General features: G+C 71.8%; 6 protein-coding genes. 3 read left to right on the top strand and 3 right to left on the bottom strand.

Annotated elements, in window-relative coordinates; genetic code table 11:
- Nucleotides 1-352 precede the first annotated feature (352 nt).
- The 3 genes from AB0A74_RS27970 to AB0A74_RS27960 all read right to left on the bottom strand — a co-directional run bounded on the left by AB0A74_RS27970 (nucleotide 353) and on the right by AB0A74_RS27960 (nucleotide 4,827).
- Nucleotides 353-958 carry a response regulator transcription factor gene (locus AB0A74_RS27970; protein WP_343940330.1) on the bottom strand — a complete coding sequence of 202 codons (606 nt, stop codon included), beginning with the start codon at nucleotides 956-958 and terminating at the stop codon, nucleotides 353-355.
- A gap of 122 nt (nucleotides 959-1,080) precedes the next feature.
- The gene (locus AB0A74_RS27965; protein WP_358253963.1) at nucleotides 1,081-2,532 is read right to left on the bottom strand and encodes a SagB family peptide dehydrogenase; all 1,452 of its coding nucleotides are present in this window, start codon (nucleotides 2,530-2,532) and stop codon (nucleotides 1,081-1,083) included.
- A 12-nt stretch (nucleotides 2,533-2,544) separates the two neighbouring features.
- Nucleotides 2,545-4,827 (bottom strand): TOMM precursor leader peptide-binding protein, encoded by a 2,283-nt coding sequence (locus AB0A74_RS27960; protein WP_358253961.1) that lies wholly within the window; start codon nucleotides 4,825-4,827, stop codon nucleotides 2,545-2,547.
- 297 nt (nucleotides 4,828-5,124) lie between these two features.
- On the opposite strand from AB0A74_RS27960, the gene AB0A74_RS27955 reads away from it, so the two are divergent.
- The 3 genes from AB0A74_RS27955 to AB0A74_RS27945 all read left to right on the top strand — a co-directional run bounded on the left by AB0A74_RS27955 (nucleotide 5,125) and on the right by AB0A74_RS27945 (nucleotide 8,837).
- Entirely contained in the window at nucleotides 5,125-6,150 is a 1,026-nt protein-coding gene (locus tag AB0A74_RS27955; RefSeq protein ID WP_358253959.1) for an AfsR/SARP family transcriptional regulator, read from the top strand.
- A gap of 54 nt (nucleotides 6,151-6,204) precedes the next feature.
- Complete coding sequence (locus AB0A74_RS27950; protein WP_358253958.1) at nucleotides 6,205-6,774, top strand: FcoT family thioesterase; 570 nt, start codon at nucleotides 6,205-6,207, stop codon at nucleotides 6,772-6,774.
- A 512-nt stretch (nucleotides 6,775-7,286) separates the two neighbouring features.
- Nucleotides 7,287-8,837, top strand: coding sequence for a fatty acid--CoA ligase (locus AB0A74_RS27945; protein ID WP_358253956.1), 1,551 nt, complete (start codon nucleotides 7,287-7,289; stop codon nucleotides 8,835-8,837).

The following is an 8,837-nucleotide window of genomic DNA, read 5'->3' as shown; positions in this document are numbered from 1 at the left end:
GCTAAAAACTTTTGCTCGTTCCTCGCAAAACTTTTTGGCCGCACCCGGGCCGATCTGTGGTAGCCCTTCGGGCAGGTCATACGGTGGGGAACACGAAGGCCCCTTGTGGCTGGTAGCTCAGCCGCCGCTGCGCGGCGGAGCCGCGCGGAGCGCGGCGAAGAGCGCGCGGGTGTGGCGCGGCGGAGCCGCGCGGAGCGCGGCGAAGAGTGCGCGGGTGTGGCGCGGCGAAGGGTGCGGAGGGGGTCCTTAACGCAAGAACGCCCGTAGTCCTGCCCTTGCGGGAGGTCTGCGGGCCTTCGTGTGTGCGGGGGTCCTGTGTGGACTGGTGTCTCAAATGGTGGGGGAATGTGCGCTAGAGCCAGCCTGCCTCGCGGGCGATGCGGATGGCGTCCACTCGGTTGCGGGCGTTGAGCTTGTTGATGATCGTCGTCACGTAGTTGCGGACCGTTCCCACGGACAGGAACATCTGTGACGCTATGTCGACAGCTTGCAGACCTTCCGCAGTAAGGCGGAGAACTTCCGTCTCCCGTGCGGTAAGGGGGGATTCGGCACTGTCCCATGCGGACATCGCCAGTTGGCTGTCCACCACGCGCCTGCCGGCGGCGACGCTGCGGATGGCGTCGGCCAGTTCCGTCGGCGGCGCGTCCTTGAGCAGGAAGCCCGTTGCCTTGGCGGACAACGCCCGGCGCAGGTTGCCGGGTCTGCCCAGGCCGGTGAGGATCAGGGTGCGGATCTCCGGCAGGGCCGCGTGGATCTCGCCCAGTGCCGTCAGGCCGTCCTTGCCCGGCAGGTCGATGTCGATGACCGCGACGTCCGGGCGGACCTTCTGCGCCATCGGCAGAATGTCCGTCCCAGAGGAAACTTCTGCCACCACTTCGATGTCGGGCTCTAGGTTGAGCAACGCGACGAGCGCGCCCCGGACCATGTGCATGTCCTCGGCCAGCATCACCTTGATCAACTCGGCAACCCCCTAAGCCGCGCGTGTCACCGGTTGTACCACGCCGCGGCAAGCATGATGTACGTCCGTTTCCTGCTCCGGCAGGGGATTTAAGCAAGATGTCAGCGGCGTCGCAGACACCCTCACATTCCGTGCACGGCCGAGTACGGTTCGTCGTAGTAGGAGTCCGGGAAACCCACGGCGAACTCGGCGACGCTCACCTCCGCCGGCCAGTCCAGGCGCAGCGCGGCGGCGGCGGTGTCGTCGTCGCCCATCGCCAACGCGCACGCGGCCAGGCCGAGGGCGGTCGCGGTGAGGTACAGGGTCTGTTGCAGCACCCCGACGTGCTTGAGCGTGGTGGCGTAGGAGATCCCGTCGTACACCCAGCCCATCCGGTCCATCCGCGCGGTGATCGTGAGCAGCGCCGGCGGTGGGCGTCGGCCGCCGGTGGCGACCCGCGCGCCGTCGAGGACCTCGGCCACGTCCGACGGGTCGTCGTTCACCAGGGTGAGCGCGTGGTCGTCGGCGGCGTAGTGGTAGATCCCGGGCGGCAGGTCGGGGCTGCGGTCGACGGTCAGGTACAGCTCCAGCTCGTAGATCGAGCCGGCGCCGGGGTAGGGCCGGCGGGTGACCTCGTACCGGCTGTCGCCCGGGCCCGCCACCTCCGTGCGCGACCGCACGGCCGCGGACCGGTGCAGCAGCTCGCCCAGCTGGGCCGCGGTGGGCGGCTCGGCGGCGAACGACCGCGTCGAGCGGCGGGTCTCGATGGCCTCGATGAGCGTCATGGTGGGTTCGGCGCCCGGACGGGGTAAGCGGAAGGTCTTGCCCTCCGGGGTGGGCTTGGTCGCCGGGGGCGCGGGTGTGGTGTCCACGTGGCGGAAGGTCGCGCCGGACGGCTCGTCGTGCCGGCCCAGCCTGCCGCGCGTGTGGAACATCAGCTCGTACGGCGACCAGCCGCGCAGCGCCGGGTCGCGGTCCTCGTCGAACGCGCCGTCGTCGGCCAGGACCGCCATCCCCGCGCCGACCAGGTAGGCGACGACCTCGCCGACCAGCGCCACCGGCAGCCCCACGCGCCGCGCCGCCTCGGCCACGGTCGTGGGCCGCGCCAGCGCGGCGAGCACCGCGGCGGCCTGCGGCCGGTGCAGCACCACGCGGTGGTGCGACAGCGGCGACTCCTGGACCAGCTCGCCGTCACGCTGGCGGGCCAGGGCGAAGCGGGACAGCCGGACCGGGTGGTCGGGCGGCACCTCCGGCAGGGCCAGCACCCCGTGCGGGGACACCGGCTGGGCGGACAGCAGCGGGATCGCGGAGTCGCGCGAGCCCAGGGACCGGACGATGCGGCCGGGCAGCCGCTCGAACAGGCCGTGCAGCTCGTCCTGGTCCAGTCCGTCCACGTTCCCGAGAGCGACCGGCCCGAAGGTCATGCGGTGCAGGACCTCCTCGATCGCCCGCCCCGGCGGATCGAGGGTCACGTCGCCCCAGCGGGCGAGGATCGTCAGGCTGCCGTCCTCGGCCGTCTCGATGGCCACGTCGTCCCGGAAGGACCACAGCGAGAGGCTCGGTCCCTGGGGTGGCGCGTCGGCGTCGGATCGCAATTTGTGGCTCCATCACACGAACAGGGGTATGGGGTTGAGGCTCTCGTAGGCTGTGGGGCGGGCCAGCCTGCCGAGCTTGACGGGGACGTCGAACAGCCGTCCCGGCGCGAACCGCGCCCAGAAGCCGCGCATCCCCGGCACGATCGCCTTCACGACGGGGAGCCCGACGTCCGGGCGGGTCTGGTCGAGCACCATGACGTTGAGGCCCAGGGACTCCAGGTCGTGCTGGAGGGCCGTCACGTCGTGGCGCAGGTCGTCGGTGGGGGTGTGCGCGTAGTGCGCCCTGGTCCGGGGGATCACCTCGGGGTCCGGGCGCAGCCAGGGGTCACCTTCCCAGGTCGCGGTGCGCCACCAGCGCACGGCGTCCGGGTCGGACCAGCCGTAGCCGTCGCGGTCGTCGCGCGCGTCGACCACGGCGGGCAGCAGCTGGTTCATCTCGGTGAGCGCCCGGACCAGCGCCACGGCCGGGTCGGGGTGTGCCCCGAAGCCGAACATGACGTCCTCGCACCGCTTGTCGGTGCGCCGGGACAGCGCCGCCATCGTCGGGATGCCGACGTCCGACGACACGTCGAGCACCCACACCTCGCGGCGCAGGCCCGCGTAGACCTCGCGCAGCTCGTCGACCCAGCGGTCGCCGAAGCTGTCCAGGTCCACCGCCGGGGCCTGGGTGCGGTTGTACCACCACAGCGCCACGGCGTCGCGTTCCACCAGCTCCAGGAGCCCTTGCAGCAAGGCGTCCTCCAGGCTCGCGCCGGCGGCGTTGCCGTTGGAGTCGGCGTTGAGCGACGCGCCGCCGTGCCGCGCCGGCACGTCGAAGTACAGCATCGACGTGGGCAGCAGGCGGTGCCGCTGCTCGGTGAGCGACCACACCGGGGTCCAGGTCGTCTCGGCCGTCTCGTCGAACGGGGTGCAGACGTACTGGAACGGCGAGCAGGTCGCGTTCCAGCGCTCCCGGTCGGCGTACTGGCGCTCGTCGAACAACAGGCACTCGTTGGGGTGGACCGCGTCCTCCAGGTCGGCGAACCGGCCGGTGACGGTGGCCTCGTCGCCGTGGAAGTACGCGCTGTGCCGCTCGACGGCCTCGCACAACGCGCTCACCTCGGCGTGCAGCGGCGTCACGCCCTTGCCGCCGTTCTCGGCGCGCAGCGCGGACCGCATCTGGTCGGCGTCGCGGCGGGTGGTCAGCGCGAGGTTCGGGCCGGAGCGGAAGGAGTTGAGGAACGCCGGACCGCGGTCGTCGCGGGTGATCTCCTTGACCACGCCGGTGACCGGGCTGACCAGGTGCCCGTGATCGCTCAGCACCTGCTCGGGGGAGCGGGAGCGGTGGCCGCCACCGGTCCGGGAGGTCTTGCGGCGGCTCTGGAGGACCAACGGTCGCAGGGCCTTGCCGCGCATGAGGTCCGGGTCGCCGCACCCGGGGCACTGGGGACGGGCGCGCAGCTCGTGGTGCTTGCCGCCCAGGCCGACGCTGTCCAACGTCCACACCGCGCGCTGGCCGTCGTGGCGCAGGCCCGCCAACCACTTCACGGCTTCCATCGCCACCAGGTTCAGCGCGGCGGTGCGCAGCGGCGGCAGCGACACGTCCGGCGGGACCAGGGGGGTGTCGCCGAGGCTGCGCAGGCGCGTCTCGGCCTGGCGGTGGCCGCGCAACCGGTGCGCGAGGCAGTGCCAGCAGCCGGCGCCCGCGGCCGGGTCGAACACCGGACCCAGCCACACCTGCGCGCCACCCGGCTTCGCGATGAGCCACGGCCGCCCGGCCGCGCGGTGCGCGGCGTCCACGTCGGCCAGCCCCTCCTCCAGGTAGTCGTCGCACAGCACGATCGACAGGTCGGAACCCGCCAGGGGAAAGTTCCCCGGCATCCGGGTGATCGTCACCCCGGCGTCGGTCACGGCCCGTGCCGCGCCCTCCGGGCAGGGGCCCACGGTGATCAGCCCGACCCGCGCCGCGGCGGTCGAGGCGGTGGCGGCGGACGGGTCCACGCCGGCGGCCTCCCAGTAGGCCAGGGCCGGGTCGTCGGCGCGCTGGTCGGCCGGCCGCACGGTCACCAGGTCGGCCTCCACCAGGCCCATCACCACCGCGCCCACCTCGGCCGGGGACAGGCCCTCCGGGCAGTCGCGCACCAGGTCCTCCAGGCCGCGCGTGCCGTCCAGCAACGGCGCCACCGCCTCGACGTGGGCCCCGCGCACGGACGTCGCGCCCCGCTCGGACAGCACGTACACGGCGTCGCCGCGCACCACGTGCGCCCGCAGGTGCCGTTTGAACCCGACCCGCAGCCCCGACCCGCCACCCGGCATGGTGATCCCCCTGCTCGACCAGTGCCGCTCCAGCGGCGCTCCAGCGTGCTTCGAGGCAAGCGTCCCGGCCGGGTCGTGCCCCGGACAAGTGCACGCGTCACGTGACCCGGCGTTGGTTGCTCATGCCGACCCATGAAACGGTCACTATCGGCTCGACCGGCGGTTGGAATAGCGTTGGGCCCCGTCCCGACTTCCCCTCGACCGCCACTCGTCGCACCTTTCGGCGGGAACCGCCCGCCGGCTCACGCCCGACCGCGGCGGAAATCGCGGTGGAGCCGGCAGATTGCGAGGTCCGAAATGACTGCAAACCTGGTCGGGCTCGGTGTGATGTCCCGAGCCGAGAAACTGTCGCTGCTCGCCGCGCTGCTGGAGGCGTCCGAACCGGAACCGGAATTCGGGCCGCTGCCGGAAGCGCCGGTGGTGTCGCCCCGGACGTCCCGGGAGAACCCGCCGGCGGGCCTGCGGTTCGAACTGCTCGGCCCGCTGGTGATCCGGCACGGCGGGGTGGACGTGGCGCCCAGCGCGCCCAAGCTGCGGCTGATCCTGTCCACCCTGCTGTTCCACGCCAACCAGCCGGTCGGCGCGTCGCTGCTGGTGCGCGAGCTGTGGAGCGGCGGCGCGCCGCGCACCGCCCACGCCACCCTCCAGACCTACATGTTCAAGCTGCGCAAGCTGTTCCGCGACGTGCTGGGCATGTCCGTCGAGGACGTCACGCGCGACGTCCTGCTGACCTGCTCGGGCGGCTACACCCTGCGCGTGGACCCCCGGCAGCTCGACATCGTCGAGTTCGACGAACTGGTCACCGCGGGCACCGCCGCCATGCACGCCGGCGACTACGAGAAGGCCGGCGACGACCTGCGCCGCTCCCTCGCGCTGTGGCGCGGCAACGTCCTCCACCAGGGACAATGGGGTCCGCAACTGCGCGCCCAGGCGGCCCGGCTTGAGGAGCGCCGCTTCTACGCGCACACCACCCGCGTGGACGCCGACCTGTGCCTGGGCCGGCACCGCGAGACGATCTCCGAGCTGGCGTCGCTGGTCGTGGAGCACCCGCTGCACGAGTCGGCGCACGCCATGCTGATGATCGCCCTGCACCGGTCGGGCCGGTCGTCGGCCGCGCTGGAGGTCTACATGCGGTTCCGCCAGCGGATGATGGGCGAGCTGGGCATCGAGCCCTCCGAGCGCATCCAGGCGCTGCACGTGGCGCTGCTGTCCACCGACCAGCTCCTGATGGACCGCTCGCTGACCTCCGACATGCTCCTCGACGCCCTGGCGCGCCGCCGCCCGGCGGGCCGCAGGGCGAGTTCCGCCGCTGTTACCGGTTGATTCCCCGCCGGCGATTACCGTCGAATTCACACTCGGTGCGCTGAGGAGGAAACGATGACGACATCGCCGGTGGAGAACACCTCGCTCGGGTTCCGGACATTCCCGAACGACCCGGTCCTGCTTTCCGACGTGCTCCGCCCGTACGCGCGACCCAAGACCGAATACCTGAAGTCCGCGACCGTGGACGTGGCGAACGGGTTGGCCAGCGCGCAGGGCGAGTTCGCGATCCCCTATTCGTGCTACATCGACGACACCGGTCACCTCAACTCCGTCGAGGTGAACATCTGCTTCAACCAGCTCATGTACTACCTGATCGCCAAGTGCGTCCAGGAGGACGTCCTGCCCGCCTTCCAGGCGTGGACCATGGACGACTACTGGGCCAAGCAGCTGCCCGACATGCTGATCGCCAACTTCAAGTCCAACTTCCGCCGCCCGATCGACTCGTCGTCGTTCAGCGGCGAGGTGTCCTTCGCGGAGTTCAGCCACCGCAACCGGAGCAAGCCGGTGCAGATCATCGACATGCCCTGGCGGTTCTGGGACGCCAACGGCGGCATCGCCGACGGCGAGGTCCGCATGGCCCTGGTCAACCCGCCGGGGATGCGCTTCCAGGCCGACGCGGCCTGAACCGGCCCGGTGTGAGCCGAGCCTGGTGCAGCGACTCCGCTGCGAGCCGAGCCCGGCGTGAGCCGAGCCCGGCGTGAGCCGGACCCGGTGTGCGGCTGGTCTCGGTGTGCGGCTGGTCCCGCTCGGCGTGGCGTGGGCGGCGGTCGTGGCGGCAGCGGCAGGCCCGTTGGGCGGCGGCGGTCGCGGCGGCAGCCGGAGTCGGTGGCGGCAGCGGCAGTCGCCGTGGCGGCGGTCGCGGTGACAGCGGCAGGCCCGGTGACAGCAGCAGGCCCGGTGGCGGCGGCGGTCGCGGCGGCGGCAGTGGGAGCCCCGGCGCGGCGGTGCGGCGGTCGCAGGGGTGGCCATCGCGGCGCAACCGCTGGGAAGCGCCCGGTGCGGTGAAACCGGTGCGGTGGGGCCGTCGCGGTTCGGCCGTTGTGGTTCGGCCGTTGTGGTGCCGGCACAGAAGAGAAAATTTTATTTCAGTCAACTAAGAATTTCAGCCGCCCGCACGTGTTCTGAAGGGAGGAACGGTGACCGTTCAGGTGCGCACGCTCGTGGACGTGGTGCGCAAGCACGCCGCCGTGCAGCCGGACGCCGTCGCGATGGTGTGCGAGGGCAGGCGGGTCGATTACGCCGCGCTGCACCGCGTGAGCAACCAGGTCGCCCGCGGCCTCCAGGCCGAAGGTCTCGGTCCCGGCGACCGCATCGCCTACCTGGGCAAGGAGTCCGAGCACTACTACGAGCTCCTGTTCGGCGCGGCGAAGTCCGGTGTGGTGCTGGTGCCGATCAACTGGCGGCTCGCGGCGGACGAGGTCGAGCACATCCTGCGCGACTCCGGCACCGCGCTGCTGTTCGTGGACGCCGACTCCGCGCCCACCGCCGACAAGCTGGCGACCGAACTGCCGGAACTCACCAAGGTGATCGGGCTGGACACCGGGTTCACCGCCTGGCGGTCGGCGCAGCCCGACGCCAACGTGCTGGCCCGCGTCACGCCGGACACCCCGCTGGTGCAGATGTACACCAGCGGCACGACCGGTCTGCCCAAGGGCGTGGTGCTGGCACACCGCAGCTTCTTCGCGGTGCGCGACGCGCTGGCGTCCGCCGGGCTGGACTGGATCGACTGGCGCGCGGGGGACGTCAGCCTGGTCGGCATGGCGGGCTTCCACATCGGCGGCCTGTGGTGGGCGACGCAGGGGTTCTCGGCGGGCGTCACCAACGTCGTCATGCGCGAGTTCACCACCGCCGGCGCGGTCGAGCTGATCCGCACCCTCGGTGTGACGACCGCGTGCATGGTGCCCGCCATGCTCCGCCTGCTGCTGGCCGAACCCGGTGTGTCCAAAAAGGACTTCACCACGCTCCGGAAGGTGGTCTACGGCGGCGCGCCCATCTCCGCCGCGCTGCTGGCCCGCTGCGTCGAGGGGTTCGGCTGCGAGTTCGCCCAGATCTACGGCCTGACCGAGACCGGCAACACGGCGATGTGCCTGCCGCCGGCCGACCACACCCTGGACGGCGGTCGCATGCAGGCCGCCGGCCGCCCGTACCCCGGGTTCGAGGTGAAGGTCGCCGACAGCGCGGGCGACCCGCTGCCGCCGGGCGAGGTCGGCGAGGTGTGGCTGAAGACGCCGGCCGCGATGCTGGAGTACTGGAACCTGCCCGAGGCCACCGCGAAGACCCTGGTGGACGGCTGGGTGGTCACCGGTGACGCCGGCGTGCTGGACGAGGACGGCTACCTGTTCATCCGCGACCGGATCAAGGACATGATCATCGTCGCGGGCGAGAACGTGTACCCGGCCGAGATCGAGCACGTCATCGGCCGCCACCCGCTGGTCGCCGAGTCGGCCGTGGTGGGCGTGCCGGACGAGCGGTGGGGCGAGGCGGTGCACGCCTTCGTCGTGCCGGTCGAGGGCGCGGAGCTGACCGAGCGCGAGCTGGCCCTGTACCTGCGGGGCAAGCTGGCCGGGTTCAAGCTGCCGCTGCGCTACGAGTTCCTCGCGAAGGTGCCCCGCAACCCCAGCGGCAAGATCCTGCGCCGAGAGCTGCGCGAGCGGTTCTGGCAGGGCCACGAGCGCCGGGTGAGCTGA

The organism is Saccharothrix sp. NPDC042600 (assembly GCF_040647305.1).
Taxonomy (GTDB): Bacteria; Actinomycetota; Actinomycetes; order Mycobacteriales; family Pseudonocardiaceae; genus Actinosynnema; species Actinosynnema mutabilis.
The sequence above is the reverse complement of the archived record's forward strand: the minus strand, read 5'-3'. Positions and strand labels throughout refer to the sequence as shown.